The sequence below is a fragment of the Achromobacter mucicolens genome, from assembly GCF_029866465.1.
Lineage (GTDB): Bacteria > Pseudomonadota > Gammaproteobacteria > Burkholderiales > Burkholderiaceae_B > Achromobacter > Achromobacter mucicolens.
Genome location: NZ_CP123364.1, coordinates 259,282 through 275,508, shown reverse-complemented (window position 1 = coordinate 275,508; position 16,227 = coordinate 259,282). Strand labels below are relative to the sequence as shown.

The 16,227-nt window shown below is 65.2% G+C and carries 14 protein-coding genes; 4 read left to right on the top strand and 10 right to left on the bottom strand.

Features of this window, described 5'->3' with window-relative positions; genetic code table 11:
- The 3 genes from QEP15_RS01280 to QEP15_RS01270 all read right to left on the bottom strand — a co-directional run bounded on the left by QEP15_RS01280 (position 1) and on the right by QEP15_RS01270 (position 2,283).
- On the bottom strand, positions 1-777 hold the full coding sequence (locus tag QEP15_RS01280) for a fused MFS/spermidine synthase (RefSeq protein ID WP_152383183.1): 777 nt from the start codon (positions 775-777) through the stop codon (positions 1-3).
- Positions 778-856: 79 nt separating this feature from the next.
- Positions 857-1,276 (bottom strand): universal stress protein, encoded by a 420-nt coding sequence (locus tag QEP15_RS01275; protein WP_152383182.1) that lies wholly within the window; start codon positions 1,274-1,276, stop codon positions 857-859.
- A gap of 14 nt (positions 1,277-1,290) precedes the next feature.
- Complete coding sequence (locus QEP15_RS01270; RefSeq protein ID WP_280148337.1) at positions 1,291-2,283, bottom strand: TerC family protein; 993 nt, start codon at positions 2,281-2,283, stop codon at positions 1,291-1,293.
- Positions 2,284-2,431: 148 nt separating this feature from the next.
- On the opposite strand from QEP15_RS01270, the gene nhaR reads away from it, so the two are divergent.
- Positions 2,432-3,340 (top strand): transcriptional activator NhaR, encoded by a 909-nt coding sequence (gene nhaR / locus QEP15_RS01265; protein ID WP_062840040.1) that lies wholly within the window; start codon positions 2,432-2,434, stop codon positions 3,338-3,340.
- A gap of 13 nt (positions 3,341-3,353) precedes the next feature.
- Here nhaR and QEP15_RS01260 read toward each other — a convergent pair whose 3' ends face one another.
- Positions 3,354-3,854, bottom strand: a complete 501-nt coding sequence (locus tag QEP15_RS01260) for a YjjA family protein (RefSeq protein ID WP_227741331.1) — start codon at positions 3,852-3,854, stop codon at positions 3,354-3,356.
- 286 nt (positions 3,855-4,140) lie between these two features.
- On the opposite strand from QEP15_RS01260, the gene QEP15_RS01255 reads away from it, so the two are divergent.
- Together QEP15_RS01255 and QEP15_RS01250 are read left to right on the top strand one after the other, a co-directional pair.
- Positions 4,141-4,938 carry an alpha/beta fold hydrolase gene (locus QEP15_RS01255; protein WP_280148336.1) on the top strand — a complete coding sequence of 266 codons (798 nt, stop codon included), beginning with the start codon at positions 4,141-4,143 and terminating at the stop codon, positions 4,936-4,938.
- 136 nt (positions 4,939-5,074) lie between these two features.
- On the top strand, positions 5,075-5,887 hold the full coding sequence (locus QEP15_RS01250; RefSeq protein ID WP_280148335.1) for a hypothetical protein: 813 nt from the start codon (positions 5,075-5,077) through the stop codon (positions 5,885-5,887).
- A gap of 171 nt (positions 5,888-6,058) precedes the next feature.
- Here QEP15_RS01250 and QEP15_RS01245 read toward each other — a convergent pair whose 3' ends face one another.
- Positions 6,059-6,514: a fasciclin domain-containing protein gene (locus tag QEP15_RS01245; RefSeq protein WP_062840036.1), complete on the bottom strand. Its 456-nt coding sequence runs from the start codon at positions 6,512-6,514 to the stop codon at positions 6,059-6,061.
- Positions 6,515-6,685: 171 nt separating this feature from the next.
- Between QEP15_RS01245 and QEP15_RS01240 the strand changes: the two genes are divergently transcribed.
- Positions 6,686-7,666, top strand: a complete 981-nt coding sequence (locus QEP15_RS01240; protein ID WP_152383178.1) for a MerR family transcriptional regulator — start codon at positions 6,686-6,688, stop codon at positions 7,664-7,666.
- Positions 7,667-7,766: 100 nt separating this feature from the next.
- Here the strand turns inward: QEP15_RS01240 and QEP15_RS01235 are convergent, their stop codons facing one another.
- The 5 genes from QEP15_RS01235 to QEP15_RS01215 form a co-directional block, all read right to left on the bottom strand.
- Positions 7,767-10,745 (bottom strand): autotransporter family protein, encoded by a 2,979-nt coding sequence (locus QEP15_RS01235; protein ID WP_280148334.1) that lies wholly within the window; start codon positions 10,743-10,745, stop codon positions 7,767-7,769.
- 464 nt (positions 10,746-11,209) lie between these two features.
- Entirely contained in the window at positions 11,210-12,586 is a 1,377-nt protein-coding gene (locus QEP15_RS01230; protein ID WP_152383176.1) for a sensor histidine kinase, read from the bottom strand.
- Positions 12,586-13,251 carry a response regulator transcription factor gene (locus QEP15_RS01225; RefSeq protein ID WP_152383175.1) on the bottom strand — a complete coding sequence of 222 codons (666 nt, stop codon included), beginning with the start codon at positions 13,249-13,251 and terminating at the stop codon, positions 12,586-12,588. Before QEP15_RS01225 ends, QEP15_RS01230 begins: the two co-directional genes overlap by 1 nt.
- 91 nt (positions 13,252-13,342) lie before the next feature.
- Positions 13,343-14,965 carry a methyl-accepting chemotaxis protein gene (locus QEP15_RS01220; protein WP_280148333.1) on the bottom strand — a complete coding sequence of 541 codons (1,623 nt, stop codon included), beginning with the start codon at positions 14,963-14,965 and terminating at the stop codon, positions 13,343-13,345.
- 184 nt (positions 14,966-15,149) lie between these two features.
- Positions 15,150-16,073, bottom strand: a complete 924-nt coding sequence (locus tag QEP15_RS01215; protein WP_280148332.1) for a LysR family transcriptional regulator — start codon at positions 16,071-16,073, stop codon at positions 15,150-15,152.
- Between the last annotated feature and the right edge of the window lie 154 nt (positions 16,074-16,227).

Sequence of the window (16,227 nt, the reverse complement as noted above, 5' to 3'; positions counted from 1 at the left end):
CTACCGCAATTCCAACGTCGCGCCGATCACGCGCATCGTCGGCATGAGCTGGCGCCACGCGTCCTTGGGCATCGATGCCGGGCGCTTCACCTGCGCCGCGGCGGGGTCGTTCAGCAGATCGCCCTTGCAGGCGAACACGATGCTGTTGGTCATGTCGTCGTCCACCACCTCGAACATCGACGAGCCGAACGACGCGCGCACGCGGTCCAGGTATTCGTGATGCATAGGGTGGTTGACGTGGAAATTGATCACCAGGATGCCGTCGTCGCGCAAGGCGCGGTGGCAGTCGGCGTAGAAGCCGGCGCTGCACAGCGGGTCGGGGATGCCCCCGGCCACGAATCCATCCAGGAAGATCACATCGGCCTGTTCGGTCAGACCCGCGAGGTGCCGGGCCGCGTCGGCCTCGATCACCTGAAAGCGCTCGCCGTCCGGCGGCACCATGAACGCGTCGCGCAGCGCGATGACGGCCGGATCGATCTCCACCACCGTGATGCGCGCCCCCGTCAGATAGCGATGGCAGAACTTGGGCAGCGATCCGCCCCCCAAGCCCACCATCAGGATGTCCGCCGGTTCCGGCTTGAACAGCACGAAGCCCATCATCATCCGCGTGTATTCGATCTCCAGCGCGTCCGGATTGAGCAGCGACATGCTGCTCTGGATCTCCTGCTGCGTGAAATGCAGGGTGCGCCGGGTGCCGGCATTCTGGATGAAAGGCCGGTGCGGCGCCGCCGGCGCGTCGGTAACGGGCGAATCGGCGGGAGCGGTAACGTCGGACATGAGCGCGGGTTTGGGGCGAAAGATCCGCAGAAGATACCACTGCCAGCGCCCATGCGGCCCGAACGGCGCCGCCGCCACGTCAGACGAGCATGACCGGACAGGGCGCATGCGCCAGAATCCGCCCGCACACCGAGCCGCGAATGGCGTTGAGCAGCGGGCTGTGATGGTGCGACCCCAGCACGATGGCCGCCGCGTCGACCTGCTTCGCATACTCGACGATCTTCTCTGGCGTGAAACCCACGAGCTCGTGGCATTCGTGGCTGACATTGGCGGCGGTCAGAATGCCGACCACCGATTGCATCGCCTTGCCGCTTTCCTCGTGGTGCCAGGCTTCGATGTCCGCCTTTCCGATGAAGGACTTCACGTCCCCGCCCACGTCGGGCTCGCAGTGCACCACATGCACGACGAAATCCCGGTTCAGCAAGGGACTATCCACCAGAAATCGGGCCGCCGCGTCGCTGTGCAGCGACCCATCGGTAGCAAGAATGATCGTGTTCATGGCAGACCTCCGGGTCATGACTTCCTGGTTTCGGAGCGCGCGGGCTTATGCGCGCCCCTTCCCGGCATCACCCAGCTTGCGCCCACCGACGCCAGCAGGATCACGCCAACCACCCCAAGCGACCAGTGCACCGGCACGTGGACCCATTGTTCGGCAAGCATCTTGCCGCCGATGATGACCAGCACCGTTGCCAGGCCATACTTGAGATAGTGAAACCGCGCCACCATGTCCGCCAGCAGGAAATACAGCGCCCGCAGCCCCATGATGGCGAGTATGTTGGACGTGAAGACGATGAACGGATCGGTCGTCACGGCAAAGATGGCGGGGATACTATCCACGGCAAACACGACGTCGGTCGCCTCGATCATCACCAGCACCACGAACATCGGCGTCGCGTAGCGCAACCCGTCGATGCGCACAAAGAATGACTGCCCGTGATAGTCCTTGGTGATCCGCATTGCCGACCGCAGGAAGCGCACCAGCGGATTGCGCGAGATATCCGGCTGCCGGCCTGCGGTAAACAGCATCTTCAGCCCCGTGAAGACCAGGAACGCGCCCAGCACGTAAAACAGCCACGTAAATTGCGACAGCAGCCACACGCCGGCCAGGATCATGCTGACCCGCATGACGATGGCGCCCAGCACCCCGTACAGCAGCACGCGCCGCTGCAGCTCCAGCGGCACCGCGAAGTACGTGAAGATCAGCGAGAAGACGAACATGTTGTCCACGGACAGGGACAGTTCAATGAGGTAGCCGGTAAAGAACTCCAGCGTCTTCTGATGTGCCACCGCCCGCCCCAGCGCGGCGTCCAGATACCACCACATCAGGCCGCCGAACAACGTGGCAAGCGTCATCCACGCCAGCACCCAGCACATCGCTTCGCGCGAGGACACGCGGTGCGCGCGGCGTCCGCCGAACGCATACAGGTCCAGCGCCAGCACGAGCAGCACGAAACCCACGAATCCCGCCCACATCGGCAGCGTCGCAAAGGTTTCGACCCGGTTCATGAAAGGCGCCTCCTTCCCTCGCGCCACGCGAGCCGCGCAAGGGGCGCACAGGGACTGCATTCGCACGAGGCCAGTCTAGTGCGGCGCGATTGCTCCAACAATTCGCATTAAGATGACCCGATAGTCAGATTTTTTGGAGCGATCAGCCATGGTCACGCTCAACTACAAGCATCTGCGCTATTTCTGGACGGTGGCCAAGGCGGGCAGCATCGCCCGCGCGGCGCAGCAATTGCAGCGCACGCCCCAATCCATCAGCGGCCAGATCCAGGATCTGGAATCCGCGCTGGGCACCGAGCTTTTCCGGCGCGCCGGCCGAGGCCTTGAACTGACCGACGTGGGGCGCCATGCGCTGCTTTACGCGGACCGCATCTTCACCTTGGGCGACGAATTGCTGGATGACCTGCGTGAGCGTCCCGCGCGGCGCGCGCTGGAGTTCAAGGTGGGGGTGGCCGAAGGCATGCCCAAGGCGATGGTGTACCGGATGATCGAACCCGCATTGCAGCTGGCCGAGGACGTGCGGCTCATCTGCCGCGAAGGGCGTCTTCCCTTCCTTCTAGCTGATCTGGCGGTGCATCGATTCGACATGGTGATCGCCGACCGCCCGATGCCCGGCAACCTGAACGTGCGCGGCTTCAGCCATCTGCTGGGCGAGTGCGGACTGACCTTCTTTGGATCGCCGCAACTGCTGGACACCCTGCCGGGCACGTTTCCGGCGCTGCTGGACCAGGCGCCGTTCCTGCTGCCGGGCGAAGACGCCGCCATCCGGCCGCGGCTGCTGCGCTGGTTCGACGAACAGGACATCCGCCCGCGCATCGTGGGCGAGTTCGACGACAGCGCGCTGATGAACTCCTTTGGGCAGACCGGGACAGGCCTCTTCGTCGCGCCCACGGCGACCGCCGCGTACCTGTGCAAGCAGTACCGTGTGCGCGCCATCGGACACGCACCGGCGGTGAAGGAACAGTTCTACGCCATCACCACCGACCAGCGGCTGGAGCACCCGGCGGTGGTGGCGCTAAGCCGCGCGGCGCGGGAGGATATTTTCGGGGCGGCGAAGTAGCGATGGGGCGCCGCTACAGGAACGACTTGGCGTGCTTGAGCACCTGATCGCACGCCTTGCGGGTCAGTTCCTCTTTCAGCCCGCCGCCGCTCAGGTCCACCGACTTGCCGTCGCTGCCGTTGAGCAGCCCTTGCAGGCCGGCAAGGTATCCCGAATCCGACTTGGCCTTCTGCGTCGAGCCGCCGCCGATCTTGCCCATCAGCTTGTCTTTCAAGGCCTGCGCATCGCCACCGGCCAGGTAGTTGTTCTTCATGCAGAACTCCAGCACGCCGGCCGCGTTGCCGGCCGAGGCCGGGGTAAGCGAAGACAGCGGCAGGCTATTACCCAGGCCCTGCAGGATTCCGCCTTGCCCGGCGTTGCTTTGGGCGGCGCCGCCTTGGGTTGCACTACCTTGCCCGGCGCCTTCCATCTGTCCCTTTACGGCGTCGAGCCACTGCGCACTGGCGGTGCCTGCGTAGCACTGCGCCGCGATGAGGGCGGCGGCGCCGGCGAGGTGGCGGAAAGGGATTTTCATGACTTGCTCCTGGTGCGGTAAATAACTGCGGCCATCGTAGTGGCGCGCCGGCGAAAATCGGCGCGCGGGCAGGGCACGTAATGCGACAAATGATGTGCGTGCGGACACGGTCCGCCGTGGTGCAGTAGCAATTGCATTCGTAACGTCACGCCTTTGATACCGGCGCGCAACGCCAGCAAGCGCCTGCGCGCGCCTACGCTACTATTTCGAACTGTCCCCGGGAGGCGGCTGGCGTGCTGCCGCGCCCCAGAGGCGTCCCGTGCCATCTGATCCGTGAGAACCCGTGATGTCGTCCGTCGAATTCCAAGATGTATTCGTCCCCGCCGCCAGCGGCCAGCTTTTCGTGCGGCGCTGGACGCCCGCCGCATCCGCCACGTCTGCCGGCAGCGGCGCGCCCATCGTGCTGATGCACGATTCGCTGGGATGCGTGGAGCTGTGGCGAGACTTTCCGGAACGGCTGGCCGGCGCGACGGGGCGCGAGGTCATCGCCTACGACCGCCTGGGATTTGGCCGGTCCGACCCGTACAAGGGCACCCTCGGTGTGGACTTCGTGGTGCGCGAAGCCATCGAGGGATTTCGCGCCGTGCGCGAAGCGCTGGAGCTGGACCAGTTCGCGGCGTTTGGCCACAGCGTGGGCGGCGGCATGGCCATTGCCAGCGCCGCGGCGTATCCGCAGTCGTGCCGCGCGCTCATCACCGAATCCGCGCAGGTCTACGCAGAGGAACGCACCCTGGAAGGCATCCGCCAGGCACGCGAGGCTTTCGCGCAGCCCGGACAGCTTGACCGCCTGAAGAAGTACCACGGCGACAAGGCGGCCTGGGTGCTTAGCGCCTGGATCGACACCTGGCTGTCGCCGGACTTCGCGGACTGGACGCTGGACCCGCAGCTGGCGCAGGTGAAATGCCCCGCGCTGGCGCTGCACGGCGACAACGACGAATACGGCTCCACGGTGCACGCCGAGCGCATTGCGCAGCTGGCCGGCGCGCAGCCCGTCATCTTCGAGAACTGCGGCCACGTGCCGCACCGCGAGAGGCCCGAGCAGGTCCTCGCGACCGTCTCGGACTGGCTGCCGCGCGCCGGCTGATCCCGGCGCTGCCGGCGCGCCGATACACAACGACATAAAAATCCTGCGAAACCCGCAGCGCCGGGGCTGGAGACGGGCGGGCGCCGCCTTTACTATCAGCATTAGCCGGCACACCCGCCTGCCGGGGAAGAACCGCATGAGCACACTACCTGCTGCAACGCCCCCCGGCCTGAACACGCGCCGCTTGCTTCCGTGCACAGTCGTGATCCTGGTCGCCGTGGGCCTCGCGCTGCACGGGCCGATCGCCCAGCTCGAGCACAATCACGACTTTGCCGACAAGCGCGCGTGGCTGGGCATTCCCAACGCGGGCGATGTGCTCTCCAACCTGGGCTTCGCGGTGGTCGGCTGGTATGGCTTGGCGCTGGTCATGCACTCGCGCCACCTGCGTGCGCTGGACGCCATCCGCCCCGGCTACACGGTGTTCTTCCTTGCGCTCATGCTGACCGCCTTCGGCTCCGGGTGGTATCACCTCTTGCCCGACAACGCGCGCCTGATCTGGGACCGCCTGCCGATCGCGCTGCTGTGCGCCGGCATCCTGTCGGCCGTCTGGCGCGAAACCGTCGGCGACGGCCGCTGGGTCGATGTGCTGTGGACCGCGCTTGCCGTGGGCAGCGTGGCGTGGTGGTGGTACACCGACCATACGTCCACGGACGATCTGCGTCCGTACCTCTTCGTGCAGTTCATGCCGCTGGTGCTGGTGCCGCTGCTGCAATGGAGAAACGGCACCCCGCTGCGCGAACGGCTGTACTTCGGCGCGGCCATCGGGTTCTACGTGCTGGCCAAGGCCGCCGAACTGCTGGACTATCAGATCTACCAGACGTTCGCGTTCATGAGCGGCCACACGCTCAAGCACCTGTTCTCGATGGCAGCGGGGCTGATGGTGACGCTCAATTTCGCGCATCGCAAGCGCGAGGCGGACGCATCGCCTGGCCGGCACATTTTCCGCTAAACGAGCAGCGTCGGCGCGGCGGCCTTGAATATCATCCCGGACTGAACTGATGCCGGGACCGGCAAGCCGGTGAGGCGGCTTGCCGGTCATGAAGAAAAAAGATAGGCCACGCACCGTCAAGGTGGCCTATCAAGGCCGGACATCGGTACGGCCTGCTACCTGCACAAACCCCTACTTCGGCATCAGCACCGTGTCGATGACGTGGATGACGCCGTTGTCCGCCGCGACATCGGTCTTCACGACCTTGGCGTTGTCCACGGTGACGTTGCCGCCATTGACCGCGATGGTCAACGAGCTGCCTTCAACCGTCTTCACCTTGCCCGGCTTGACGTCCTTGGCCATGACCTTGCCCGGCACGACGTGATAGGTGAGCACCTTGGTCAGCGCGGCCTTGTCTTTCAGCAGCGCGTCCAGCTTGTCCTTCGGCACCTTGGCGAAGGCTTCATCGGTCGGCGCGAACACGGTGTACGGGCCCGGACCCTTCAGCGTGTCGACCAGCCCGGCCGCTTGCACGGCGGTGACCAGCGTATTGAACGAACCGGCCGACTTGGCGGTGTCCACGATGTCGGCGGCGTGCGCGGTGCCCAGCGCCAGGGTGAGCGAAATTCCTGCCAAAAGACGTTTCATGATTGACTCCTTGTCCAGTGACCTCCCGCGAGCGCGGGTTCCGAAAGCGGCCTCGAATAGGGGGAAGTTGAACCGCTTGATGAAGGAATTTACGCGGCTGCCTTCTTCTCGTCCACGATTTGAACCGCTATTATGCAAACATATCGGTTCAATACCGGGTCAAGGAAAACAATGGAATCCAAGCAATCCGACGACGGCCGCATCACGTACCGCAGCGGCGTGGCGGCGCGCCTGGCGGGGCTCTCGCCCGAGACGCTGCGCGTCTGGGAGCGCCGCTACAACCTGTCCGATGTTGAACGCTCGGCGCGCGGCCAGCGCTTGTATTCCGCCGAACAGGTGCGCCGTCTCAGCCTGCTCAAGCAACTGGTCGATCAGGGGCATGCCATCGGCGTGCTTGCGCCCATGTCCATCGAACAGCTGCAGGAACTGGCTGGCGCCGCCGCGCGCCAACCCGCGGCGCAGGGGCCGCTGCGCCTGGGCGTGGCCGGCGCCAACCTGGCCCGCCGCATCGCCGGCAGCGGACGCGACGGCCTGGACGTGATCGTTCAACAGAGCTGGCCGCACCTTGAACAGGTCGCCCTCACGCCGCAAGAGGCGGACCTCGAGGTTCTGGTGATCGAACTATCCGAGCTGCATGAAAGCGCGCTGCCGCTGATCGTGGCGGCCGCAAAGGCGTGCGGCGACGTCGCCGTGCTGGTGCTTTACCGGTTCTGCGCCAGCGCGACCATCCGCGCCTTGCGCGCCCACGGTTTTCTGGCGGCCCGCGTTCCGGCGGACATCGGCGAATTGCTGCTGCTGTGCCGCTCGGCGCTAGCCGGCGAACGGCTGCCGACCGCGCCTGCCCAGCCCACGCTGGATCTGCGCTTTGACGAGCATGCGCTGTTCACCATCATGGCCTCGGGCAGCGGCCTGGCCTGCGAATGCCCGAAGCACCTGGCCGACCTGCTGCTGATGGTGGGCAGCTTCGAACGCTACAGCGTGCAATGCGCGTCCCGCAACGATGACGACGCGCAGCTGCACAGCGACCTGGGCCGCGCCGCGGGGCAGGCGCGCGCCATTCTGGAAGTCGCGATGGAAAGACTGGCCCGGGCAGAGGGCCTGCCCCTGCCGCCTCCGATTTCCAAAGCAGACCCCGAAAATAAAACGCGCTGAGGGCCGGGCCCGTGGACCCCGAACTCAGCGCGTTGCAGGCGTGCGGGGCCGGCGCGCAATCCTGCCCTGACGGGCAGTCATGCGGCCACGCCGATGCGCCTCAGAAGCGCGTCATCAGCTTGAAAATGCCCGACTGCTGGCGGTTGCCGCTGCCGAACTGCGCGTCGTAAGCCACGCCCGCGGTCGTGCTGCGCGTGATCGCCACTTCGGCGCCCAGGCCCAGCACCGCCGCGTTCTTCGCGATGGGCACACCCGACACCGTGAAGGTGCTGCCGCCTTCAAAGGCCAGTTTCTGCGTGGGCTTCACATCGCCCATCGCGTGGCGCCAGCCCAACGTCGCCGTCAAGCGGCCAGGCGCGCTGTCCGTGCCGATCAGCATGGCGCCGCGCAGGCCCAGCGTGGTGCTCGTCACATCGTCCGTGTTGCTCTGGCCGCGCAGGGCCGCAGAGCCGCCTGTCTCCTGGAAGCCGCGCGTGCGGATCTGGTTCCAGGCCACGCCGGCGAAGGGCTCGATCGCATAGGCGTCCGAAAGCGGCAGCTTGTAGCCAAGCTCCGTGAACAGTTGCGTCGACGACGCGTTGTAGGACGATTCCAGACGCTGGTTCAGGCTGCCGGCCGCGACGTTGCGCTTGGCGTCGATCTCGTGCCAGGTGTAGGCCGCGCCCGCCATGAAGCGCACGTGTCCCGGACCGGCTTCGAAGTTCTTGCCGCCGAAGACCGTCGCCGTGTAGCTGTCCACGCTCATGCGCGAGGACACGTCGGAGATCGAGTTGTGGCTGCCGGTATAACCGACCGCGCCACCCAGACGCCAGCCGCCGCCCACGTCGCCATCGCCGCCCACGAATAGGCCACCCGAGGACTGACGCACGGTGGATGCATTGCCGTCGCCGTTGAAGGTGCTCCAGTTGCCGAACGCCTGCGCCCAGATCGGCGATGCGCCGCTTTGCGGCAGGGCGTCGGAGGACGCCGCGCCCAACTGCGCCGTCGGCCGGCCGGCGCGCATCGGCGCGTCCAGATTGCCGCGCAGATGCGACAGCGGCAAGGTGGTGACCGCGTCGCCCTGGGTTTGCAGCACGCTGCCCGTGCTCGCGTACGCTTCGCCGGACAACTGCTTCAACGCCGCGCGCGCCTGCCCCGGCGTCATGGCCAGCACGGCATCCGTGACCTGGCTGGCGCCCGTCGCCTTGCCCGCGCCATTGGCGCTGGCAATCAGCGACGAATCGGCGCCGGGCGCAACGGGTTGGGTGACGACCGGTGCAGCGTCGCCGCCGGCCGAGGCCGTACCCGTGCCGGTGGTGGCCGAGCCGGTGCCCGTCGGCGCGGAACCATTGCCCGTCGGCGCAGAACCATTGCCGGTCGAAGGCGCGCCATTTTCCGCCGAGGCCGAGCCGCTGCCAGCCTGGCTGGAACCGCTACCCGACGGCGCGGCGCCGTTGCCTGCCGGCGCCGCGCCATTGCCGCTCGAAGGCGGCGCCTGCTGGTCCAGTGCTCCACCCACGTTGGTTTCGTTTTCCGAACCGCCGACACTGCCGATCGGCACGTCGTTGCGCGCGAGCGTCATGAACGCATTCTTCGCGTCATAGCTGAGCGACGGCGTAAGGAACGCGTATGCGCTAGACACGCCCGTGAAGCGGCCCTGAATGCCGCCGTCGGCCGTCAGGATGTTGTACGTCGCGCGCGGCGCGTAGTTGCCGTTCGGACCCACGTGGGCCACGGTGCCGTCCAGCGTGGCGACGCCAGTCACATGGATGCGGTCGCTCAGGGTGCTGGCCGGATCGGCATGCACGCGGTAAACCGTGTCCTGGCCGAAATTCAGGTTGCCGTTGACCGTCAGCGTGCCCATCGGCGTGCCGTCGTTGCCCGGCGAGATGACGGCCGTGGGGTACAGCGTCGTGCTGCCCACTTGGCCAACACCGGCCAGCACCACTTCGCGGCCGATGTCCATCGGGCCATTCAGCTTGCCGTTGATCTCCAGCGCGCCGTCGGCGATGAAGATCGGACCGGTCAGGTTGCTGCTGTCGCCGTTCAGGATGATCGAGCCGACGCCGGTTTTCACAAAGCCTTCGGTGCCTTGCAGCGGGTTGTCGATGATGTCCACGAACCTGCCCGCGGCATACGTGCCGTCGCCGACGACGATGACGGGCGGGTTGCCGCCGGTGCCGGCCAGCGTGATCGGCGCGCCCTGCAGGCGATACCGGTCCGTCGCGAATTGCAGTCCCGACACGCGCACCGGGCCCGCGCTGCCATCGACGGTGACCGTGCCCGCCGCGCCCGTGAAGATCGCATAGCCGCCGCTGGGCAGCGCGCCGGTGGCGTTGGTCGGGCTGTTCCAGTTCGTGCTTGCGGCGCTCCAGGTGCCGTTGCCGCCGCCGGCGTTTGCCGCGGAGGCCACGCCATTGCCGTTCCACAGGTTGGTCGTGCTGGGACCCAGAACCAGGTTGATGTGCTTGTCACCCGTCAGCGTCTGGATGGTGGCGGCCGGCACCGAGTCGCCGGAGACCGTGCCCAGCGTCAGGCCACTGCCGCTCAACGTGCCGCCGTACGACATGATGCGGTAGAAGCCCGCGTTGACGCCGTGCGTGCTGACCTTCACGTTCAACGTCGCGTTGTTCAGGGCAACGTTGCCGCCCACCGTGATGTTGTCGCCCGTGCCGGGTTGCGTGATGGGCAGTCCGGCATAGCCGGTTTCGAAATCGAAAACGCCGTTGTTGATGCCCAGGTTGCCATTCACAACGAGATTGCCGTTGGAAACGCCGGTGGGCGTGTCCACCCAATATCCCGGCGCGACGCGGGCATTGCCCGTCACGTTCAGGTCGCCGTTGATCGCGCCAAAACCCGCCACGGTGCCGCCGGACATGGCGTTGACGTTGCCGCCGATCGTCACGCCCGCGCCGCCCCCATTGCCGCCGATTACCGCCGTCCCGCCATTGACATCGATTCCGCCGGGAAAGTTGGCCGACCCGTCAAACACCTGCGTATTGCCCGCCCCGATGGTCAGGTCCGCAGCGGTGACGCTGCCCACATAGGACGCGCTCAAGGCGAGCGTCGCCGTCAGCCACTTCTTTGTGCCGTGTGCCAAAACTTCAATCCTCCGGATTAATCGAGCTTCCTTTCACCTATTGCCGATATGTTTAAAAAGTATCGACAAGTAATAATTCAGCCGGCGTGAATTTAGGGTCAGCTCTCGAAAAAAGGAGGCACTGTATAACGATTTTTTTTGCGTCCCCGTTAATAATCGGGGTTGTATCCCGTTAATTATCAAAATAGGTCTACGGCATACGTCTGATAATGCTAGGCATACCCGCGAAGATATTATCCAAAGTATTTAATTTGAATTATTGGATACCATCCGAGCGGCAAAATCAGCCGTGACTGGATACCATCTTTTAATCGGCTGAACGCACGGCCCGAGCGCTTGGCGACGCCGCATTCAGTCACAAAATGACACGCGGGCCCGTCCCGCTTTGGCCTTTTTGATTAATCCGGCAAGCGCCCTTTGAATGAAGGCCGCCTCGACGGCCGCGCAACGCGCCGCTGTCCTCGTCACGCAAGCCCGGCGGCTGCTGCGCCGGGCAGCGGGAATACCACGTTGAAGCAGACGCCGCGCCCCTCGGACCCTTCGTCAACGGTCACGCGCGCCTCGTGCGAGCGGGCAATTCTGGCGACCAAGGCCAGCCCCAGCCCGCTCCCGTGGCTTGGCGCACCCGGCCCGCGATAGAACGGATCGAAGATCCGCTCGCGCAATGACCGCGCGATGCCGGGCCCGTTGTCCGCGACCGCCAGCGTGACGCCCTCCGGCTCCCAATGCAGCGCAACGCTGATCGCACTGTTCTCGCCGCTGTACCGGCCCGCGTTGTCCACCAGATTGCGCACCAGAATGCCCAGCGCATCCACCTGGCCCATGATCAGGACCGGTGCGGCATCCACGGTGACCTGCTGGCCGCGATGGATGAACGAGGCCTGCATGTCCCGCAGCACGAAGGCCACCACGGACGCGAGATTCACCGGCTCAAGGCGGATGTCGTTGCGGTCCGTGCGCGCCAGGTCCAGCAGCTGTTCGACGATGCGGGAACTGCGGCGCGTGGTCTGCGCGATCTTCTGCATCAGCATCCTGGCCTTCACGGGATCGTTGACGCGATACGCCGTGTCCGCATACACGGCCAGCACCGCCAGCGGCGTGCGAAGCTCGTGGGCGGCATCGCCGATGAACCGGCGCTCGTTCTCGATCAACGCCGCCACCCGGCGCTGGCGCTCATTGATCGCGCGTATCAACGGCACCAGCTCGGCGGGGACGGCCCGCTCATCAACGGTCACGCCGTCTGTCACGCTAGCCTCGGCAATCTCCCTGGCCACACAGCCAAGCTTGCGCACGGAACGGCAGACAACCAGCATCGTAACGCCCCCGATCCCGGCAAACATCAGCAACGTGATGATCGAGCCCAGTTCGAACCGGGCGGCAAGGCCGGCATAGAACGCTCGCGTCGGCGTGCCCGCGACGATTTCGAAGCGCGCGGACTCGTCCAGCCCCGTGTACACCCGCCACGTATCCCCATCCTGGACGACGCACGAAAATCCAACCGTGTTTCCCTGCACCATCCGCTTGCGCGGCGCGTCCTTGGACGCCAGCACCAGGCGATTCGTCACGCGGTCCCAGACCTGGATCTCGGTCTTGCCGACGGCCTGACGCACCAGGAAGGCGGGCACCGGCAGTTCGCGGGTGATGTCTTGTGTGGCGGGCACCATCGCCAGAAAGAAGGCCATGCTGTCGACCACGGCACTCAATTCATGATCGCGCAACCCGGATTCGGCCCGGGTCACGCTGTTCCAATACAAGCCAAACTGCACCAGCCACGACACGAGCAGCGCGCTGAAGATGCCCAACAGGACCTGTGCGCGCAACGAATTCGTGACCCGCCGCATCAGCCGCTATCCCGGGCCAGCCGGTAGCCTTGACCATGAACATTTTCGATGATGTCCTTGCCCAGCTTCTTTCTCAGCGAATGAACGAACACGGCGATCGTGTTGCTCTCGCCAGGCCGGCCCGCGCCATACAGGTGCACGCGCAGCTCTTCCGTGGACACCAGCCGGTCCGCGTGCCTGAGAAGCATCTCCAGCGTGCGGAACTCGTGCTCCGACAACCGTGTCGGCGCCTCGTCGACGAAGGCTTCGCGCCGGCCCGGATCCAGCTTCACATGACGCCAGGCCAGGATCTTGTCGCCCGGAACGCCGCTGCGCCTGAGCAGGGCGCGCATGCGGGCAAACAGCTCCGCGGGCTCGAACGGCTTGATGACGTAATCATCGGCGCCAATATCAAGCCCCCTGATGCGATCGCTCAACGCGTCCCGCGCGGTAATCAGGATCACCGGCACGTCATCGCCGCGCCGGCGCACAAAACGCAGCACATCCAATCCCGAACCGCGATGTAGCCCGATATCCAGCAGCACGAGCGCGAAGGCGTGCTGCAGCAGCAGCACCTTGGCGGCTTCGACGTCCTGCACCAGCGTCACCGCGAAGTCCAATTCCTCGAGCGCCAGCGTCAACGCGTCCGCGAACATCGCGTCGTCCTCAACCAACAGAACTCGCATGTCAGTATTCCCCTTCCGTGTGCGTTGACAGCTGCTGCATGGGGCCGCGCGCTCGCCGCCCCAGGCCGCATCATACGGTCAGGTTGCGGCCTCAGGCGTGCGCAGGTGCTGCCAGCGCCAACCGCTCGTAACGCGCGCCGGGCTGCGCCGCGCCAGGCTGCCGTTCCGTCTTGAAGCGCGCCACCGCCTGCAAGAGCTCTTTCGCCTGCGTGGCCATTGCGCCGGCCGCCGCAGCGGACTCTTCGACCAACGCCGCATTCTGTTGCGTCATCGTGTCCATTTGCGACACCGCCACGTTCACCTGCTCGATGCCGGCAGTCTGCTCGGCCGAGGCCGAGGCGATCTCAACGGTCACCTCCTTGAGCCTTGCCACGGCGTCGAGCACCTTCTCCATCTGCCCACCCGCCGTGGCCGCCATCGACTCGCCGCCCTCCACCGCACGCTGGGAGTTCTCGATCAAGCCCTTGATCTCCTTGGCGGCCGTGGCGCTGCGCTGCGCCAGCGCGCGCACTTCCGTCGCCACCACGGCGAAGCCGCGGCCCTGTTCGCCGGCCCGCGCCGCTTCCACGGCCGCATTGAGCGCAAGAATGTTCGTCTGGAAGGCGATGCTATCGATCACCGACACAATCTCGCCCATGCGCTGCGCATCGGCCGAGATCGCCCCGATCGCATCGACCACCTGGCCCACCACGCGGCCCGCTTCAACCGTGAGCTGGCTGCAATCGACGGCAAGGCTGCTGCCGCTGGCCGCATTGTCCTGGTTCATCCGCACCGTCGAGGTCATCTGTTCGATGCTCGCGGCCGTTTCCTCAAGCGATGCGGCCTGCTCCTCGGTGCGTTGCGACAGGTCGGCATTGCCTTCGGCAATCTGCGCCGACGCCGTCGAAATGGATTCCGCCGCGCTGACGATCGTGCCGACCGTCGACGCAAGCTGCCTGCGCATCGTTTCCAGCGAATACATCAGGCTCGAATGATCCCGCTCATCGAGCTTGAGCGCCGTCGTGAGATCGCCGCTGGCAATAGCGCCCGCCAGCTTTTGCGCGTCGGCGGGTTCTCCGCCCAGCTGCCGCAGGATGCTGCGCGTGACCAGCCACGCCGACAGGACGCCCACCAGCACCGCGATCGACATGATCACAATGATCGTGCTCTGCAGACGCGCCGACGTCGCCGCCGCCTGCTTCGCCGATTCATCGTTGAGCTGGGATTCAAGGTTGGCAAGCGACAGCAACTGGTCGAGCCACGCGTCCTGCTTGGCGCGCAGCTCTTCCCGCAGAATGCGGGCGGCTTCCTGCGTGTTGTTCTGCCGCCCGGCTTCCAGCGCACGCAGGTAGATGGGCGTCGCGTCCTGTTCCGCGCGGCGGGCGGCGGCCAGCAGATCCCTTTCCGCGGCAAGGGTATTGGCATCGCTCGCAAACATCTGCGCAAGACGTTCATTGGCTTGGCGATAGCGCGCCGCCATGTCTTCGGCCCGGGCGATCTCATTGGCCACGGCTTGCGGGTCCGTGTAGAGCACGATGTTGCGCACCACGATCGCCCGGCCCTGCACCAGCTCGCGCATCTGCAGCGCCAGCTTCAACTGCTGGTTGTTCACGTTCACGATGTCGTACATCGACTTGTCCAGCGTCCTCACGGCGTACAGGGACAGGCCCCCAAGTACCATCAACGCAAGAACAAGCAAGAGAAAACCGATCGCAAGACGCGAACTCACTTTCATGGCTGCCAGATTCATCATTCGCCTTTTGTTGTTGTTGGCAGCCGGCTCATGACAATTCGCGCTGGACAAGCGCTTGGACCCTGAACGGGCCCGCGCCGGCTGACGAGCGCGACTATAGAGGGCGAAGAATTAATGAATCGTTAATTCTCACCAATCCTTCAAATCGTCGAAGGAATAGGGTGATTCAGCGACCGGTTTCCGCGGCAGATGCCACGCGACGAGCAGCCGCAGGCTGACGCGCCATCTCGATGAACGCTCGCTGGTAATCCAGGGCGTCATCGGCCTCGCGCGATCCCAGAAAGATCTGCTTGGCAACGCCCCGCGGGCCCAAGCGCACCGGCGCCAGATCCATCTTGACCGCGTACTCCTCGACCAGCCAGCGCGGCAGCGCCGCCACGCCGCGGCCGCTGGCCACCATCTGCAGCATGATGTCGGTGGTCTCGATCGCCTTGTGCCGCTTGGGCGTGACGCCCGCCTTCAAGAGAAACTGGTTGTAGATATCCAGCCGCTCGATATCGACGGGATAGCTGATGAGCACTTCCTGCGTCAGTTGCTCGGGCTTGACGTACGCGACGGATGCCAAGGGGTGGCCCTTGGCCACCACCAACACCTGCTCGTAATCGAACACCGGTTCAAACTTCAACCCCGGCTTGAACAGCGGGTCGGGCGTGACCAGCAGATCGATTTCGTAGCCGAAAAGCGCCCCAATCCCGCCAAACTGAAACTTCTGCTTCACGTCCACATCCACGTCCGGCCACGCCGCCAGATACGGCGCCACCACCTTGAGCAGCCACTGATAGCACGGGTGGCATTCCATGCCGATGCGCAGCGCGCCGCGTTCGCCCTGGGCGAACTGGCCCAGCCGCTCTTCGGCCAGATCCAGCTGCGGCAACACCCGGTTCGCCACTGCCAGCAGATACTGGCCGGCCTGCGTCAGGCGAAGCCGTCTTCCTTCGCGCAGCCAGATATCGGTGCCCAGCTGCTGCTCCAGCTTTTTCATGCTGTGGCTCAGCGCCGACTGGGTCAGGTTCAGCACGCCCGCGGCGGCCGTCAAGGAGCCCTGTTTCTCGACCTGCTGCACGATGCTCAGATGGATGCGCTCAAGCATTTATATGATCCAGATTCATGGATTTGTGAAATAAAACCATTTTACGTCATGGATATTGATCTTTAGCATTGCATTCTTTGTTTGCCGCTGTGTTCCGCAAGTTGACCTGATCAACGCGCACGTTCCATGGCAAGTCGACCCCTTTCGTGCCGAT